The 15,565-nt window shown below is 59.3% G+C and carries 15 protein-coding genes and 1 pseudogene; 13 read left to right on the top strand and 3 right to left on the bottom strand.

Features of this window, described 5'->3' with window-relative positions; translation table 11 throughout:
* Window positions 1-95 precede the first annotated feature (95 nt).
* From aceA to AC245Y_RS02055, 12 genes are all read left to right on the top strand, one after another.
* The gene (gene aceA, locus AC245Y_RS02110) at window positions 96-1,385 is read left to right on the top strand and encodes an isocitrate lyase (RefSeq protein WP_017992975.1); all 1,290 of its coding nucleotides are present in this window, start codon (window positions 96-98) and stop codon (window positions 1,383-1,385) included.
* A gap of 23 nt (window positions 1,386-1,408) precedes the next feature.
* The gene (locus tag AC245Y_RS02105) at window positions 1,409-1,645 is read left to right on the top strand and encodes an SMc00767 family acetate metabolism repressor (protein ID WP_003545603.1); all 237 of its coding nucleotides are present in this window, start codon (window positions 1,409-1,411) and stop codon (window positions 1,643-1,645) included.
* 278 nt (window positions 1,646-1,923) lie between these two features.
* Window positions 1,924-3,069 carry a GNAT family N-acetyltransferase gene (locus AC245Y_RS02100; RefSeq protein WP_017992974.1) on the top strand — a complete coding sequence of 382 codons (1,146 nt, stop codon included), beginning with the start codon at window positions 1,924-1,926 and terminating at the stop codon, window positions 3,067-3,069.
* 66 nt (window positions 3,070-3,135) lie between these two features.
* Window positions 3,136-3,918 (top strand): MurR/RpiR family transcriptional regulator, encoded by a 783-nt coding sequence (locus AC245Y_RS02095; RefSeq protein WP_245274036.1) that lies wholly within the window; start codon window positions 3,136-3,138, stop codon window positions 3,916-3,918.
* Window positions 3,919-4,057: 139 nt separating this feature from the next.
* Entirely contained in the window at window positions 4,058-4,759 is a 702-nt protein-coding gene (locus AC245Y_RS02090) for an N-acetylmannosamine-6-phosphate 2-epimerase (RefSeq protein ID WP_017990307.1), read from the top strand.
* On the top strand, window positions 4,756-5,769 hold the full coding sequence (locus AC245Y_RS02085; protein ID WP_017990306.1) for a Gfo/Idh/MocA family protein: 1,014 nt from the start codon (window positions 4,756-4,758) through the stop codon (window positions 5,767-5,769). The genes AC245Y_RS02090 and AC245Y_RS02085 overlap by 4 nt, the downstream gene beginning before the upstream one ends.
* Window positions 5,770-5,829: 60 nt before the next feature.
* Window positions 5,830-7,122: an ABC transporter substrate-binding protein gene (locus tag AC245Y_RS02080; RefSeq protein WP_017992972.1), complete on the top strand. Its 1,293-nt coding sequence runs from the start codon at window positions 5,830-5,832 to the stop codon at window positions 7,120-7,122.
* A gap of 54 nt (window positions 7,123-7,176) precedes the next feature.
* On the top strand, window positions 7,177-8,049 hold the full coding sequence (locus AC245Y_RS02075; protein WP_017992971.1) for a carbohydrate ABC transporter permease: 873 nt from the start codon (window positions 7,177-7,179) through the stop codon (window positions 8,047-8,049).
* Window positions 8,049-8,858, top strand: a complete 810-nt coding sequence (locus tag AC245Y_RS02070) for a carbohydrate ABC transporter permease (RefSeq protein ID WP_017992970.1) — start codon at window positions 8,049-8,051, stop codon at window positions 8,856-8,858. Before AC245Y_RS02075 ends, AC245Y_RS02070 begins: the two co-directional genes overlap by 1 nt.
* Window positions 8,855-9,955 carry an ABC transporter ATP-binding protein gene (locus tag AC245Y_RS02065; protein WP_017992969.1) on the top strand — a complete coding sequence of 367 codons (1,101 nt, stop codon included), beginning with the start codon at window positions 8,855-8,857 and terminating at the stop codon, window positions 9,953-9,955. Before AC245Y_RS02070 ends, AC245Y_RS02065 begins: the two co-directional genes overlap by 4 nt.
* A gap of 11 nt (window positions 9,956-9,966) precedes the next feature.
* Window positions 9,967-10,722, top strand: a complete 756-nt coding sequence (nagB, locus tag AC245Y_RS02060; protein ID WP_017992968.1) for a glucosamine-6-phosphate deaminase — start codon at window positions 9,967-9,969, stop codon at window positions 10,720-10,722.
* Window positions 10,723-10,730: 8 nt separating this feature from the next.
* Window positions 10,731-11,588 (top strand): ROK family protein, encoded by an 858-nt coding sequence (locus AC245Y_RS02055; RefSeq protein ID WP_487762861.1) that lies wholly within the window; start codon window positions 10,731-10,733, stop codon window positions 11,586-11,588.
* A 99-nt stretch (window positions 11,589-11,687) separates the two neighbouring features.
* On the opposite strand, the pseudogene AC245Y_RS02050 reads toward AC245Y_RS02055, so the two are convergent.
* Window positions 11,688-12,445 (bottom strand): annotated as a pseudogene (locus AC245Y_RS02050) (IS5 family transposase).
* Between the two features lie 86 nt (window positions 12,446-12,531).
* On the bottom strand, window positions 12,532-13,401 hold the full coding sequence (locus AC245Y_RS02045; protein WP_017992966.1) for a LysR family transcriptional regulator: 870 nt from the start codon (window positions 13,399-13,401) through the stop codon (window positions 12,532-12,534).
* Window positions 13,402-13,491: 90 nt separating this feature from the next.
* Between AC245Y_RS02045 and AC245Y_RS02040 the strand changes: the two genes are divergently transcribed.
* Window positions 13,492-13,728 (top strand): hypothetical protein, encoded by a 237-nt coding sequence (locus tag AC245Y_RS02040; protein ID WP_020486911.1) that lies wholly within the window; start codon window positions 13,492-13,494, stop codon window positions 13,726-13,728.
* On the opposite strand, the gene AC245Y_RS02035 is transcribed toward AC245Y_RS02040, so the two are convergent.
* Complete coding sequence (locus tag AC245Y_RS02035) at window positions 13,701-15,548, bottom strand: methyl-accepting chemotaxis protein (RefSeq protein ID WP_017992964.1); 1,848 nt, start codon at window positions 15,546-15,548, stop codon at window positions 13,701-13,703. The two genes, AC245Y_RS02040 and AC245Y_RS02035, sit on opposite strands and share 28 nt — an antisense overlap.
* Between the last annotated feature and the right edge of the window lie 17 nt (window positions 15,549-15,565).

The raw sequence follows: 15,565 nt of genomic DNA, 5'->3' as shown, positions 1-15,565 counted from the left end.
CGGACAGGAGATCAAAGGTTTTTCTGGTCATAACGGCTCATATTGTCAATCTTGTCATGCGGCACCTTTGTCGGGCTTTTAGTGAGGAGAGCAGCATGACGGATTTTTACAAGCTTGTTCCAAATGCATCAGCCAGCCGCTTCGACGGCATCGAGAGACCGTACTCGGCCGATGACGTGCGGCGGCTCAGGGGCTCGGTGGCGCTCAGCCATACGCTGGCCGAAATGGGGGCGGACCGGTTGTGGCGGCTTCTGCATCAGGAGGATTTCGTCAATGCGCTCGGCGCACTTTCCGGCAACCAGGCCATGCAGATGGTGCGCGCCGGGCTGAAGGCGATCTATCTCTCCGGCTGGCAGGTGGCGGCCGATGCCAATACGGCATCGGCGATGTATCCCGACCAGTCCCTCTATCCGGCCAATGCCGGTCCGGAACTGGCCAAACGCATCAACCGCACGCTGCAGCGCGCCGATCAGATCGAGACTGCGGAAGCCCAGGGGCTTTCCGTCGAATCCTGGTTCGCACCGATCGTTGCCGATGCGGAAGCAGGCTTCGGCGGACCGCTCAACGCCTTCGAAATCATGAAGGCCTATATCGAGGCCGGCGCCGCTGGCGTTCACTTCGAGGACCAGCTCGCCTCGGAGAAGAAATGCGGCCATCTCGGCGGCAAAGTGCTGATCCCAACGGCCGCCCATATCCGCAATCTCGACGCCGCACGGCTTGCCGCCGACGTCATGGGCGTTGCGACGCTGGTCATCGCCCGCACCGATGCGGAAGCGGCAAAGCTCTTGACCTCAGACATCGACGAGCGCGACCAACCCTTCGTCGACTACGATGCCGGCCGCACGGTCGAAGGTTTCTATCAGGTGCGAAACGGCATCGAGCCCTGCATCGCGCGCGCCGTCGCCTATGCGCCGCATTGCGATCTCATCTGGTGCGAGACCTCGAAGCCGGACCTCGATCAGGCGCGACGTTTTGCCGAAGGCGTGCACAAGGTCCATCCCGGCAAGCTGCTCGCCTATAATTGCTCGCCTTCCTTCAACTGGAAGAAGAACCTCGACGAAGCGACGATCGCAAGGTTCCAGCGCGAACTCGGGGCGATGGGCTACAAGTTCCAGTTCATCACGCTCGCCGGCTTCCACCAGCTGAACTACGGCATGTACGAACTGGCGCGCGGCTACCGGCAGCGGCAGATGTCGGCCTATTCCGAGCTGCAGCAGGCGGAATTCGCCGCCGAGGTCAATGGCTATACCGCCACCAAACATCAGCGCGAGGTCGGCACCGGCTATTTCGACGCCGTGTCGCTCGCCATCACCGGCGGTCGGTCGTCGACCACCGCGATGCACGGCTCGACCGAACATGCGCAGTTCAAGCCGGCTGCGGAATAACCCAAAGAAGAGGAGAGAAGATCATGGCATCCATCACACGCGTCAGGGAACGGGCCGAGGAGCAGGCAAGCAGCATGAGCGAGGATCAGCAGACGACGATCCGCATGCTCGCCAACGACCTGCATCGGCTGAACCAATCGGTCATGAAAGCCGTCGAGGCCGGTGTCTCGGTCGAACTGGTGCGCTCGGCCCGTCATCACGGCGGCGACGGCCACTGGGGCGACCTGCTGATCCCCGTCGTCGTCACCAACCGGCATTGACGACCGGCAGCGGGCCGACGGTGGCGGCCCGTTGCTCAATCAGAGCGCCTGCATGTCAACTTGACGTGTGGGCGCTCATCCTTTTTGAAAACTCGTCCCGATTTAGGTTTGCGCGCACCACTGCTCTTTGCAATTTGCCGCAATTGTCACCGCCGCCTAGTCGGTGTTCCGGGAAATGACGGAGCCGATAGGTTGGCGGCCTCGACAGCTGCGCATCGTTCGTATAAAAATATTTTTCAGAGTTGGAATTTTTCTGGCAATTATCACCAAGGCGAACCATGGCGTCACGTATTGCAGTAACACAGGATGCGGATTTCATCGTGAAGGCCTATGCAACGTCCTTCGGGTTTACGGTGCAACAGACTGAAGCCTATGTGGGCAAGGTGGGCCTCGAAAATTTCTATATCGCCGACCATGAGGATAGGCCGGCGGCGGTCTTCGCTCTCATCACCACCGGGCACTGGTTCGGTGGCAGAGCCGTGCCAGCATGCAACATTGCACATGTGGCCATTCTACCCGAATACCGCGGCATGGGTCTCGCAGAAATTATCCTGGAGGATGCGGGTGCGATCGCTACCAGCAGAGGTGCATTTCTCACAACCTTATTTGCATCAACCCGCCCCGTCTATCGAAGAGGCGGATATGAATTGGCTGGATCGGAAATCATCTACGAAGCGGAAACGTCAGAGCTTTATAAAATCAAGGAAAAGTACCGTTGCCGCGAGCTGACGCTATCTGCCGCGTTGCCGACCTTGGCCTCTATTCATGAGCGACAATGCGCAGTGGAGGCGGGTAATCTGCGGCGCAGTGCAACACAATGGTCCCTTCTTTTGACGTGGCCCGATCCCGCGACGTCCGTTTACGTCTTCGACAGCGACGATGACGTCGCATATGTGATCATCGATACGAGTAATCCCGAATGTCTGGCCATTCGGGATTGGGCGGCGTTGTCCGGGCGGGCGGCTCGGTGCATATTGCGGTTTTTGGGGACATTCTCGACCGTATACCCGCGGGTGCGGTGGCACGGTTCGGCGCAGGACAAGTTGGTCTTCGCGATGCCGGACAAGGGATGGCGTCTGGTCCACCAGGAGGAGTTTCTAATGCGGGTCCTTTCCGCAAGGGACGCGCTTCTGGCGCGTGGCTACAACTCCGTGACCGAGCAGATCACATTAGAGATAATGACGGGCGATCAGGTCGAGACGCTATCGCTCTCCATCGAAAACGGCACACCGTATTGCCGAACACATGAAGCCGGCTCACCCGTCGTGAAAATCGCAAGTGAACATCTTGCAACACTCTATAGCGGCTTTCGCTCCGCGAGTTTTCTTGCAAGAGCAGGGTGGATAAACGGTGATCGTGATGGCGTAATGGCATGCGACCGCATATTTTCCGGCCCGTCCCCCTGGGTCGGAGAACATTTTTAAGGACATCACGTGAATCCGACACCGCATATGGCTCTCGTCGCGAGTATTCGCTCACGCGCTCCGAACATGACGCGCGCGCTACAGCGTGTCGCAGATTACACGTTGGAAGACCCGCAGGCGGTGCTTTACAAAAGTATCACCGAGCTTGCAGAAGACGCGCAATCCTCGGAAGCCAGCGTGATGCGGTTCTGCCGTGAACTGGGATTCACCGGGTTCCAGAATTTCAAGCTGGCTTTGGCGCAGGAGTTGGCGACACAGAGCCAGACCAGCGTCCCGATATCAACGGGAGATCCGGTTCAGAATCTTGTGGAGACCGCAAGAACGGCCCTCGATGAAACGGAGCGGCTGCTCGACCGTAGCATAATACAAGCCGTAGCCCAGGAATTGCTGCAGGCAAAACACATCGAGATTTTTGGCGTCGCCGCTTCGGCGATCACAGCGCAATATCTGGAATACAAGCTCGCACGCCTGGGTGTGCATTCCCATATCGCCCGTGACGCGCATCTGGCAACTATGGCCGCTGCCACCTCAAATCCCGCTGATGTCTACTTCCTGATTTCAAGTTCGGGCTCGACCCTTGATACGGTCAAGATTGCCGAGCTTGCGCATGCGAGGGGCGCACGCGTGATCGGAATCACCAATCGATCGAAAAGCCCGCTGGCAGCCACGTGCACGCATGTGCTGTTGGCATCCTGGCCGGAGACACCGCTCACCGGGGGCGCCTTTCCCTCGAAGATCAGCCAGTTACTGATTGTCGATGCTCTGGCGTCCTATATGACGATGGCTGAGCCGGACCGTCTGATTACCATTCTCGACACCGCCCAAAGCGTTACCGACCGCAACATTTAAGACCCCTGCGAGCGCCCCTTTTCACCGGGTTGATTTTTGCTCTTACTGTTTGGCGGAAATTTTCATCATAAATAATTTCTTGACGGTTTATTTCACTATGATACCGTGATCTCGAATTTGAGACGAAGGGTATTGGAACTTGAGCATCCTTGAAGCCTTGCGCGGAACACTTGCCGTTTCCTGTCAAGCGGCTGACGGCAGCCCCTTGCAGCCGACAGATCACATTGTCGCACTTGCCAAGGCGGCGGTGTTGGGCGGCGCGAGGGCGGTTCGTATCGAGGGCGTCACAAATGTGTCGGCCGTGCGAAATGCCGTCAGCGTCCCTGTCATCGGCATTACCAAGATCGAGCATCCGGATTCCGAGATTTACATCACGCCGACGCTGGAGGACGTTCGCCAGCTTTGCGAGGCGGGCGCAGACATCGTGGCGTTTGACGCCACTGCTAGACCAAGACCCTGCAGCGTCGCTGCCCTTGTCGAGGCGGTGCATCAAGCGGGCCGGACCGCCATGGCTGATATCAGCACCTTGGACGAAGGGCGGGCAGCGGTTGCCGCAGGTGCCGACTTCGCGGGCACGACCCTGTCTGGATACACGCCCTATTCGCCACAGAGCGAGGCGCCGGATTTTAAGCTGATGCAAGATCTTTTCCGTGCAGGCATCCCGTTCGTGGCCGAGGGCCGGATCTGGGAACCAGCCGATGCACGCAGAGCTATCGAATATGGTGCCGCGTTTGTCGTGGTCGGTTCTGCCATCACCCGTCCGGATGTGATCACACGACGGTTTGCGGACGCTGTGGCCGGTGCACGGCAAACGCCTGAATTCAATGGAGAAAGCAGATGACAAGGAAATTTCGCGTTGCCGTGATCGGAGCCGGCTTCATGGGTTCGATGCACGCTTCGATTTTCGCAAACGAACCCCGCGCTGAACTCGTCGCCGTCGTCGATAGCGACATCGGACGCGCCGCTGCGCTGGCAGGTGAGTTGCGCGGCAACGTCAAAGCCTACAGCTCCCATCAGGAACTGCTGGCTGCCGAAGAGCTTGACCTGGTCAGTATCTGCACCCCGGATCACCTTCATCTCGATCCGGCGCTCGCCATTGCGGCAAAGGGCATAAATCTCTTCGTTGAAAAGCCGATCGCCTCGACCATGGAAGACGCAGCCAAGATCGTCGCGGCGTGCAAGGCGGCGGGCGTCAGGCTTGGGGTCGGCTATCTGCTTCGGTTCGACCCGCGCTACTACAAGGCGCGCGAGCTGATTACGTCGGGCAAGATCGGCACGCCTATTCACATCTATGCCCGCCGCAACAGCGCCCGCACCGAAGGCCCCAAGCGCTATGGCGGCACCTTGCCGCTCGCACTGCATGTCACAGTGCATGATGTCGACATGGTGCTTTGGATGCTCGAGGGCCAGACCCCGGTTTCCGTCTACGCCCAGCAGACTGACATTCTCCTCGGATCGCTCGGCACGCAGGATACGATCGCGGCGGTCGTACGCTTCTCGGGCGGGACCGTCGTGACGTTTGAAAGCGCCTGGTCATTGCCTGCCGGCGCTCGCCACATGATCGACGCACGCCTGGAACTCATCGGCACCGAGGGTTCATTCGAAGTGCAGTGCGGCGATAGCGGCCTTTATTTCGCAGACAACCAGACATCGCGCGAGATCGACACCCAGCATTGGCCGATCGTCGAAAATCGGGTTGGCGGCGACCTCAAGCTCCAGCTTGCCAGCGTTCTCGAATGGCTCGACGGCGGCCCCTCTCAGGTGGCCAGCGGCGAAGAAGCCATTCGCTCGTTGGAATTGACCCGAGCCCTCATCCGCTCGGCCGAAAGCGGCGAGGTGGAGAGACTCTAGCGCATCATCGATCAAGCAATTCGACGCAACGCATGGATAGTTCAAAAAAAGGGGAATGACATGAAACGACGCCAACTACTCGCACTCACGCTTGCACTTGCGACCTCTTCGGCCCTGCCGGCGATCGCACAGAACGCCAACCAGCCATACGCAGGAACGCATATTGCGGTTCTGATGGAAGGTCACCCGACCACCGATGGCATCCAAAAGCTGTTGCCGGAATTCACCAAGGAAACCGGCATCGAAGTGGAACTCGAGGTCATCCCGGAATCCGACATCACCGCCAAGATGCTCCTGGAGTTCTCGTCCGGCTCGGGCCGCTATGATGTCGTCCAGAACAACATCATCTATATTCCGGGCTTCGTTAAGGCCGGATATATCGATCCACTCGACGATCTTGCGAAAAAGCTGCCCAAATATCTCGACCGCGCCGATTTCGTGCCCGGCTACCTCAACACGAATATTGTCGACGGCAACCTCTACGGCCTGCCGGTTTATGGCGAGAGCACGTTCCTGATGTATCGCAAGGATTTGTTCGAGCAATACGGCCTCACCCCGCCGAAGACTTTTGACGAGGTTATCAGCGCGGCCAAGACCATCAAGGAAAAGTCCAACGGCGAAATCGCAGGCATTACCATGCGTGGCGCCCAAGGTATCCAGAACGTCTATGTCTGGGCAGGCTGGCTGTGGGGTTACGGCGGCGAATTCCTCACCAAGGATGGAAAGTCGGCCCTTGGAACGCCAGAAGCCGCCGCCTCGCTCGATGCCTTTGCAAAAATCCTGCGCGACTACGGTCCCGTCGGCGCTGCCAATTTCGGTTGGGAAGAAAACCACGTTCTCTTCCAGCAGGGCAAGGCCGGCATGACAATGGATGCAACGGTCAACGGAGCATTCAACGAGGACCCGGCTGTGTCATCAGTGGTCGACAAGGTTGGCTACGTGCCGGTTCCCAAACAGACCGACGCATTGAAGGGTGGCTCATCGTCCCTCGCTGTGCACAGCCTTTATATCACGTCGGCCTCCGCCCAGAAGGAAGCGGCATGGCTGTTTGCGTCGTGGGCAACGGCAAAGGAGCAGCAAATCAAGTCGTTCAGCATCGCGCCCAACTCTGGTGTGACGTCCGAAGCTGCGTTGAATTCGGATGAATTCAACAAGCGCTACGGAGCCTTCAAGGAAGCGATGTTGGCTTCGATCAACCAGGGCAATCCGCAATATCTGCCGACGGTTACCGCTGCGAACGAAATCATCAACAATGCTGGCATCGCCGTATCCAAGGCGCTCGCCGGCACCGCTTCGGCAAAGGACGCACTGGCGGAAGCCAACGCGGCCAACGACGCAGCACTCGCCCGCTAACAAACGGGCGCCACGTCCGGATTATCCGGACGTGGCTAGACTGCGGGGATTATTATGCTCAACGACGCGACAAAGCTTTTCTATCAGCCGGTGATTGCCTTTTTCGGCGCGGTCTCGGTGGTCATCACGATCTATGTCGTGTGGCTGACATTCCACGATATCAGCCTGATGCGGCCCGGACAGGAACGGTTCATCGGACTGGATAACTACTTGCGGCTTCTGCTCGACCCACGCGGCCTCAATGCTCTCTGGCGCACGGTCCTCTTCACGGTGCTGGCCACGACCATTGAACTGATCATCGGCCTTTTCGTCGCCTTGCTGCTCGACCGGGAATTTCATGGCAAGAGGATTGCGCGGGCTATCATGCTCGTGCCCATCGTCATGACGCCCATCGTCGTCGGGCTGACATGGCGTTTCATGTTCGACCCGTCGAGCGGTATGGCGAACTACCTCCTGTCCCTGCTTCATCTCGGTCCGGTCGATTGGCTTGGCAATCCAAACGTCGCCCTGTTCTCAGTGATGATTGCCGACATCTGGCAATGGACACCCTTTGTCGTGCTCTTGACGATGGCGTCACTGGAAGCGCTGCCGGGCGATCCGCAAAACGCCGCGCGTGTCGACGGCGCTCGGGAGTGGCAGGTTCTCTGGCACATCACCTTGCCAGCGCTTCACCGCGCGCTTCTTGTCGTCGCCCTCATCCGCGCCATCGACAGTGTGAAGACCTTTGACATCTTCTACATCATGACCCGCGGCGGGCCAGCGCTATCGACGGAAACACTCAATCTCTACGGCTATATTTCGGCATTCACCAATTTCGACATTTCCTACGCCCTGACCGTTGCCATGGTGTTGACGATCTTCACCAATGTCGCGCTGCTGTTGCTGTACAACCTGGCCTTCAAGGCTCAAGCGCGGGGAGCCGTATGATGCGCAAAATGGCCTTCTATATCGCCATCCTCGCCCTCATCGTGGTCGTGCTGTTTCCGCTCTACTGGGTGGTCGTCACATCGGTAAAGACGACGAAGGACGCCTTTGCGATCCCGCCGGTCTGGTTCTTCGAACCGACCTGGGAGAACTACCAACGCGTTCTCAACAATGGCGTCTTCATTCGCGCCTTCATGAACAGCGTCCTTATCTCCATTACTGCAAGCGCCATATCGGTGGCGATCGGTGCGCTTGTCGCCTATGGGCTCGTGGCACAGGAAGAACCGGTGCGCCGCAGCAATGAACGGTTCGTGCTGAGCCTCAGGATAGCACCACCCCTGATCTTCATCATTCCCACGTATTTTCTAGCCGCGCAGTTGAAATTGCTCAACAATCACTGGGTGATCATTGCGGTCTACGCCTTCATCAACGTGCCCTTTGCCATATCGCTGCTCATCACCTTCTTCGAGGATATACCGAAGGAGCTGCGTGACGCGGCAAAAGTGGACGGCGCGCGCGAACTGACGATCTTCTGGAACGTGTTCCTGCCGGTTGCCAAGGGCGGCATCGTCGCGACGATGATCCTGTGTGTGCTGTTTACCTGGAATGAGTTCTTCATCGCCCTCGTCCTGACCGGGCGGGACACCCAGACACTGCCCGTCAGTATCACCTCGTTCCTGACTTTTCAGGGGGTGCAGTGGGGACCGCTGACGGCAGCCGCAACACTTGTCATGCTGCCGATGCTCGTTCTCGGCATGTTGGTTCAAGGCCAGGTCGTACGTGGCATGTCACTCGGAAGTATAAAAGGATGACCGGCATGACCCAGGCCAGCAAGCATTCGCTTTCCCTACGGAAAATCACGAAATCCTATGGCCCGATCTCGGTGCTGAAAGGGATTGATGTCGAGGTCGATGAAGGCGAATTCGTCGTCCTTCTCGGCCCCTCCGGCTGCGGAAAATCCACCCTGCTGCATGCGATCGCGGGTCTGCATCCAATCGACGCTGGAGAAATCGTGATCGAGGGTCGACCAGTGACACACATCCCGACACGGGAGCGTGATGTCGCGATGGTGTTCCAATCCTACGCGCTCTACCCGAACATGACGGTTGCGCAGAACATCGGCTTTCCGCTGCGGATGCGCAAACTCTCGCGTGAGACAATTTCGCAAAGGGTGTCGGAGGTCGCGCGCCTCTTGCAAATTGAACCGCTTCTCGAGCGGAAGCCGCGCGAGCTTTCCGGTGGCCAGCGCCAGCGTGTTGCCATCGGACGGGCTCTTGTGCGCGACCCGAAGATTTTCCTCTTTGACGAGCCGCTGTCGAATCTCGATGCGACGTTGCGTGTCGAGACACGCGCCGAGATCAAGAGACTGCACGAGCGCGTCGGCAAGACAATGGTCTATGTGACCCACGACCAGATCGAGGCCATGACGCTAGCGACCAGAATTGTCGTGATGAACAAGGGCGATATTCAGCAGATCGGCTCGCCCTATGAGATCTATCACAAACCCGCCAACACCTTCGTGGCCCGGTTCGTCGGCTCGCCGTCGATGCAGTTTATCAGCGGCCGCCTGGTTATGGATGGGACTACAGTGATCTTCACGGATGGAAAGGATTGGAAACTGCCTCTTCCGCTCCCAGGACTTTCCGAAGGCATTTCGGGAGACGTCATCCTCGGTTTGCGGCCGGAACACATAAAGCTGGCCCGTCACGATGAGGAGGGTCATGACGCCATCGTCGACCTGGTCGAGTCGACAGGCCCTGAGGACAACGTCACTTTATCGATCAACGGACAGACGGCGACAGCCAGGCTGGAAACCGGGAGCACCGCTCCTGGGCAGACGATCAAGGTACAGATAGCGGCCGAGAAAGCGTCCGTTTTCGACGCCGCGACTGGACAACGCCTGAATTGAACGGAAAAACCATGGAAATCATCGTCAAGGATACAGTCGACGAAGCCTCTGCCATCGTCGCGGAAATTCTGATCCGGCAAGTCGAAGAAAAGCCGGACAGCGCGCTCGGCTTGCCGACGGGAGCGACGCCCCTTGGGGTGTACGCTCGTCTGATTGAGGACTTTCGGAACGGCCGTGGTTGCTACAATCGTGCCCACGCCTTCAATCTTGATGAGTATCTTGGGATTTCGGGCTCCGACACTGCATCCTATGCCTTCTACATGCGTGAAAACCTGTTCCGGCACATCGATTTCATGCAGAGAAGTATCCATATTCCGGACGGTTCAGCTGCGGATGCGAGCGCGGAGGCCACGCGCTACGAAACGCAGATTGCAGCGCGTGGTGGCATCGACCTGATGTTTCTCGGCCTTGGCCGCAACGCCCACATTGGCTTTAACGAACCGGGATCTCCGCATGACACCCGCACCCGGCGGGTTGCGCTGTCAGCCTCGACGATGGAAGCCAATGCGCGCTATTTCGAGCCGGGCTCACGCCAACCCACCCATGCCATCACGATGGGAATCGGCACTATTCTAGAATCGCGGAGTATCGTTGTTCTGGCGACCGGCATCGAGAAGGCCAGCGCCGTTGCGGTAAGCCTTGCAGGGCCAATAGCAGATGCCGTTCCCGGCTCCGCGCTCGCACGCCATGCCCGTACGACCATTGTGCTGGACAGGGATGCCGCCCACGAGCTTGATCGCATACTGGCGTTGGAGATTGACGCGTGACGAGGCCGGTGCTTGCCATCGATATCGGTGGAACAAAAACGATGACGGCGCTCGTGTCTGACGCCGAGGTCCTTGAGGAGGTGACCGTTCCAACACAGCGTTCTGACGGACCGGATACCTGGCTCACCAACGCCCGCGCTGCCGCGGAGCGTTGGTATGGTGAATATGATGCAATCGGCCTTGCGGTGACTGGGTTCATCCGCAATGGGCTTTGGTCCGCCATGAACCCAGAGACATTGGGGATACCCGAAAACTACCCGCTGGTCGAAAAGACATCGGCTTTGTTTGGCGTGCGCGCGCTCGCAATGAACGACGCCCAGGCGGCAGCGTGGGGTGAGTATCGCTATGGCGCCGGCTCAGGCGGCGATCTTGTCTTCCTGACGGTATCGACGGGCGTGGGCGGAGGCATCGTGGTCAACGGCCAGCCCCTCGGCGGCCTTGCCGGACATTTTGGCTTGATGCAAAGTTTTGGTGATAGCTCCTCCTATCTGGAGGACCAAGTGTCCGGGCGCTGGATGCAGGCAGAAGCCGCGCGACAGGGATCTGGCGCCATGCCCGCCCCCGACATTTTTAATGCTGCGCGGAACGACGAAACTTGGGCGAAAGCGATCGTTGCACGATCTGCGCGTGGGATCGCCATGCTTTGCCGGGATATTCAACTTATACTCGATCCCGCGGAGATTGTGATTGGAGGTGGTGTCGGCCTCGCCGAAGGCTATCTCGATCTGGTTCGCGATGTCAGCATTCAAGTCCCCTCTGCCATAAGATCGAACATAGTACCCGCTAAACTGGCTGAACGGGCTGGAGTTATCGGAATTGCCGATCTTGCAAGCCGATTACTTCTCTCAAATGGTCACGCGAAGTGACAAATTCGCCCAGCGGTCGGGAGGATGTACGCGGATATGCGCTTAGGCGAGCGCGGTGGGCGCTGGTGCGCTGGCTGATGCCCTAGGACTAATCGACATTCACCGCAGCCAGATCATTGCGGCGAGGAGATAGACGAATCCTTCGAAATGGATTGTTCTGCGGTCGTATCGAGTGGCGAAACGTCGGAAGTGCTTCATACGGTTGAAGCATCGTTCGATGCGGTTACGATCTTTGTAGGCGGCTTCGTCGTGGGGGATGATGATCTTGCGCGAGCGGTTTGACGGGATGACTGCTTCGGCTCCCATGCTGGTGATTGTTTCCCGCAAGGCATTGCTGTCATAAGCTTTATCAGCCAGCACGGCATCGCCGCTCTGTCCCTTCAGAAGAGCCGGCGCTTGCGTGATGTCGCCCACCTGACCGGCGGTTACGATGAAACGCAGCGGTCGGCCAAGGGCATCAACCAGCATATGGATCTTGGTGGTCAGTCCGCCTCGGGAACGCCCCAACGCCTGATCCTTGGCCCCCCTTTTCCGGAGGCGGCTTGCTGATGGGCGCGAACGATCGTGCTGTCGATCATCAGATACTGGTTGTTGCGGTCTGCTGTCAGCGCCTCGAACACCCGCTCCCATACGCCGGCATGGCACCAGCGGCTGAAACGCTTATGCACCGTCTTCCATTTGCCATAGCGCTCCGGCAGGTCGCGCCAATGTGCGCCGGAGCGCAAAACCCACAGGCAACCATTGATGAACAGACGGTTGTCCGAGCCGCTACGCCCCGGGTCGCCAATCTTACCAGGCAATAAGGATGCAATCTTGAGCCACTGAGCGTCGCTCAGTTCATACCGCCTAATCGACATCATCGACCTCCGTGACTAACACGGTGCTCTATGAATCAGCGATCAAGCGATTTGGGAATCCTGAATGTCGATTGGACCTAGGCTCTCTAGCCGCGGCTCGGTCGTTTTCCGGCGAAGAGATCGGCATAACTTTTGATGAGCTTGGTCATGCGGTCGGCGACGGTCCGGATCTCCGGGCGGTGGCGGTCCTCGGCATTCATGACGATCCATTGCCGGTGGCGCAATTCCGGCAACTCGCCGCCCTGCCGCTGCAATTCGGGATGGAGATCGCCGACGAAACAGGGAAGCACGGTCTTGCCGGCGCCGGCGCGCACCAGATCCGGCAGCGAACGCGGCCGATTGACGGTAGCGACGATCCCTGTTGCGGCATGGGCGTGCGGCCAGCGCAGATAGGCCGATATCGCCTCTTCCTCAGCAACGGCAATCCAGCGCTCGTCGGTCTCGGCGGCGTTTCGCCTGATATAGACGGCATAGGCCACCTCTCCGAGCAGCCGTGCGGCAAGATTGGCCTCCTCAGGCTCGAAGGCGCGAATACCGATATCGCTGTCGCGATAGGCAAGGCTTGCCCGCGCCTCGCCAATGGTGAGCGAAATGGCGAAGGCATCGCCCGGCATGCGGATTGCGGCGAAATTCTCGGTCAGCAGCCAGGCGAGCCAGGTGCCGGCGGCGACCCTGACGGTCGTGCCGCCCTCGCCGGATTGCCGCCACGCCGCTACTTTGCGAGCGGCGGCCTGCATTTCCTGCAGGTGATCGAGCAGGGCCTGGCCATCCTGGGTCAGGCGGTATCCGGTCTGGCTGCGCGAAAACAATGCGCGGCCGATATCCTGCTCGAGATCGAGCATGCGCCGGCCGACGGTCGCAGGACTGAGCCCGCTTGCGGTGCTTGCCCCCGTCAGCCCGCCAAGCCGGGCCACCTGCAGAAAAAGCTGATAGGAATCCCAACTCGCGTTTTTCATCAATGAAAAACATAGCGGGATTTTTCCCGTTTATAAAGAGAAATTCGACGCCTAAATCAGGTGATGTCTTATACAGGAAAGGACATCGTCATGATCGACATGCTCACCATCGCGGGCACCATCGGCTATCGGCACTATCCCAAGCGAAGCGGTTGCAAGGCGGAAGAGGACAGGTTCTATGCCGAGTTCGGAAACAATAGCCTCATTGGCTTCGCTGCCTGGCTGACGTCGCTCGACCTCGACCTCAGAAGGCACCGCAAGACCGCGGCGCAATCCCGCAGCGGCTGCGACTGCGCGGTTCAGGCGACTCTTCTTGCTCCGAGATGAGCCGGTGCCGATTCTGCGACGATGCGGAAGCGCTCGATCAGCGCCATCAGCGTATCGGCTTCGCCGGCAAGCAGGCGGCTTGCCTGCGTCGTCTCGGCAACCATCGCCGCGTTCTTCTGGGTCATCTGATCCATGGCGTTGACCGAACCGTTGACTTCCTGCAGCGCGGCCGACTGATCGCGGCTGGCGGTGGCGATGGTCTCGACATGGCCGCTGATCGCGATGATCTCCTGGCTGATCGAGGCAAGGACGCTGCCGGTCTTCTGGACCAGTTCGGAGCCTGCCGTCACTTCGCGGCTCGACGTCTCGATGAGCGACTTGATCTCGCGTGCCGCATCGGCCGAGCGCTGGGCGAGTTCGCGGACTTCCTGGGCGACGACGGCAAAACCCTTGCCCGCCTCGCCGGCGCGCGCCGCCTCGATGCCGGCATTCAGCGCCAGAAGATTGGTCTGGAAGGCGATGTCGTCGATCACCTCGATGATCTGCTCGATACGCTGTGATGCCTGCTCGATGCGATCCATGGCAGCAACGGCATCGCCGACGACGGCGCCGGAACTGTCGGCCGTCTTCTTGGTCGCAGCCACGACATTGTTGGCTTCACGGGCACGCTCGGCGGACGAACGAACGGTCACGGTGATCTCTTCCACCGCGGCCGCAGTCTCCTCGAGGTTCGCCGCCTGCGCCTCGGTGCGTTTCGAAAGCTCGCCGGCAGAGACGGAGACGGCGCCGCTGTTGCGCTGGATCGTCGAAGCGCTGTCACGGATACCGGACAGCGTATCCTGGAGCCGCAAGAGGGAAGCGTTGAAATCGACGCGCAGCTGCTCCAGCCGGCCAACGAAGGGCGTACCGATCGTCTGCGAGACATCGCCCTGCGACAGGCGCCCGAGGCCGGCGGCAAGCTGGTTGACGGCAAAGTCGATCTGGCCGTCGAGCGAGCGCTTGTCGGCATCGTTCCTGGCCCGTTCGGCATCGCTCAATTCGCGCTGTTCGGCAGCCTGGGTTTCCAGGTCGCGCCTTGCGCGGGCACTGTCGCTGAAAAGCGCCAAGGCCCGGCCGATGTCGCCGAACTCGTTCTTCTTTTCGACACAGGGGATCGCCCCTTCGAGATCGCCCGCGGAAATCGAGTGCACGCTCGCTGTCAGCGCCTGCAAGGGCTTCACCGACAGGCGGATCGCATAAAAGGCGAGAACGCCGACGATGAGCATGACGATGGCGCCGACACCGAGAACCAGCATCTGCAGCTCATACATGCGCTGGTAATAGACCTCCATCGGAATGCCGATGAAGAGAATGCCGACATTGGCGTTCGAGGCATTCTTGATGGGGAAATAACCGGTCATGAACTTGCGGCCGAAAAGCTCCGCCGGACCGTAATATGCCTCACCCCTGGCGAGAACCGGCTGGGCCGGGTGCTCGGCTATCAGCTTGGTGCCGACGGCGCGGTCGCCGTTTTCCTTCTTGACGTTGGTGGATATGCGGACGTAGTCGCCGCCCTGCTTTTGGAAGATGGTCGCGACACCAGCGATCGACTGCGCGGTGCGGTCGACCAGCGAATGATCGGCAAGGGCCGGGATGGCGTCTTCGGTGACGGCGAAGAGCTGATTGTCCTTCAGTTCGATCTTTGCAGCCTGATCAGCCGCGCCGTAGAGGACAGCCATCGCACGGGCGGCGTCATTCGCATCGGAGACGGCCCCGTCCATGACCTGATGGCTCAAATTGTAATAGGTCACGCCAACGATGGCGGCCGTGCTGATCGCCAGCAGAAACAGCGTGATCGCAACGATCTGGCGTACGATCGACGTAGAGAATAGGCGCAGCATCGAGACCCCCGGGAGAT

It is taken from the genome of Rhizobium sp. SRDI943 (assembly GCF_057653695.1).
Note: the sequence above shows the minus strand (reverse complement) of the source record. Positions and strands in the feature narration are given on the sequence as shown.

Excerpts from the sequence above, each read along its gene's own strand:
- AC245Y_RS02095 (WP_245274036.1), top strand. The coding sequence starts at position 3,136 with ATGACGCGCGCGCTACAGCGTGTCGCAGATTACACGTTGGAAGACCCG.
- AC245Y_RS02065 (WP_017992969.1), top strand. The coding sequence starts at position 8,855 with ATGACCGGCATGACCCAGGCCAGCAAGCATTCGCTTTCCCTACGGAAA.
- AC245Y_RS02105 (WP_003545603.1), top strand. The coding sequence starts at position 1,409 with ATGGCATCCATCACACGCGTCAGGGAACGGGCCGAGGAGCAGGCAAGC.
- nagB (WP_017992968.1), top strand. The coding sequence starts at position 9,967 with ATGGAAATCATCGTCAAGGATACAGTCGACGAAGCCTCTGCCATCGTC.
- AC245Y_RS02080 (WP_017992972.1), top strand. The coding sequence starts at position 5,830 with ATGAAACGACGCCAACTACTCGCACTCACGCTTGCACTTGCGACCTCT.
- AC245Y_RS02035 (WP_017992964.1), bottom strand. The coding sequence starts at position 15,548 with ATGCTGCGCCTATTCTCTACGTCGATCGTACGCCAGATCGTTGCGATC.
- AC245Y_RS02045 (WP_017992966.1), bottom strand. The coding sequence starts at position 13,401 with ATGAAAAACGCGAGTTGGGATTCCTATCAGCTTTTTCTGCAGGTGGCC.
- aceA (WP_017992975.1), top strand. The coding sequence starts at position 96 with ATGACGGATTTTTACAAGCTTGTTCCAAATGCATCAGCCAGCCGCTTC.
- AC245Y_RS02040 (WP_020486911.1), top strand. The coding sequence starts at position 13,492 with ATGATCGACATGCTCACCATCGCGGGCACCATCGGCTATCGGCACTAT.
- AC245Y_RS02100 (WP_017992974.1), top strand. The coding sequence starts at position 1,924 with ATGGCGTCACGTATTGCAGTAACACAGGATGCGGATTTCATCGTGAAG.
- AC245Y_RS02085 (WP_017990306.1), top strand. The coding sequence starts at position 4,756 with ATGACAAGGAAATTTCGCGTTGCCGTGATCGGAGCCGGCTTCATGGGT.
- AC245Y_RS02070 (WP_017992970.1), top strand. The coding sequence starts at position 8,049 with ATGCGCAAAATGGCCTTCTATATCGCCATCCTCGCCCTCATCGTGGTC.
- AC245Y_RS02075 (WP_017992971.1), top strand. The coding sequence starts at position 7,177 with ATGCTCAACGACGCGACAAAGCTTTTCTATCAGCCGGTGATTGCCTTT.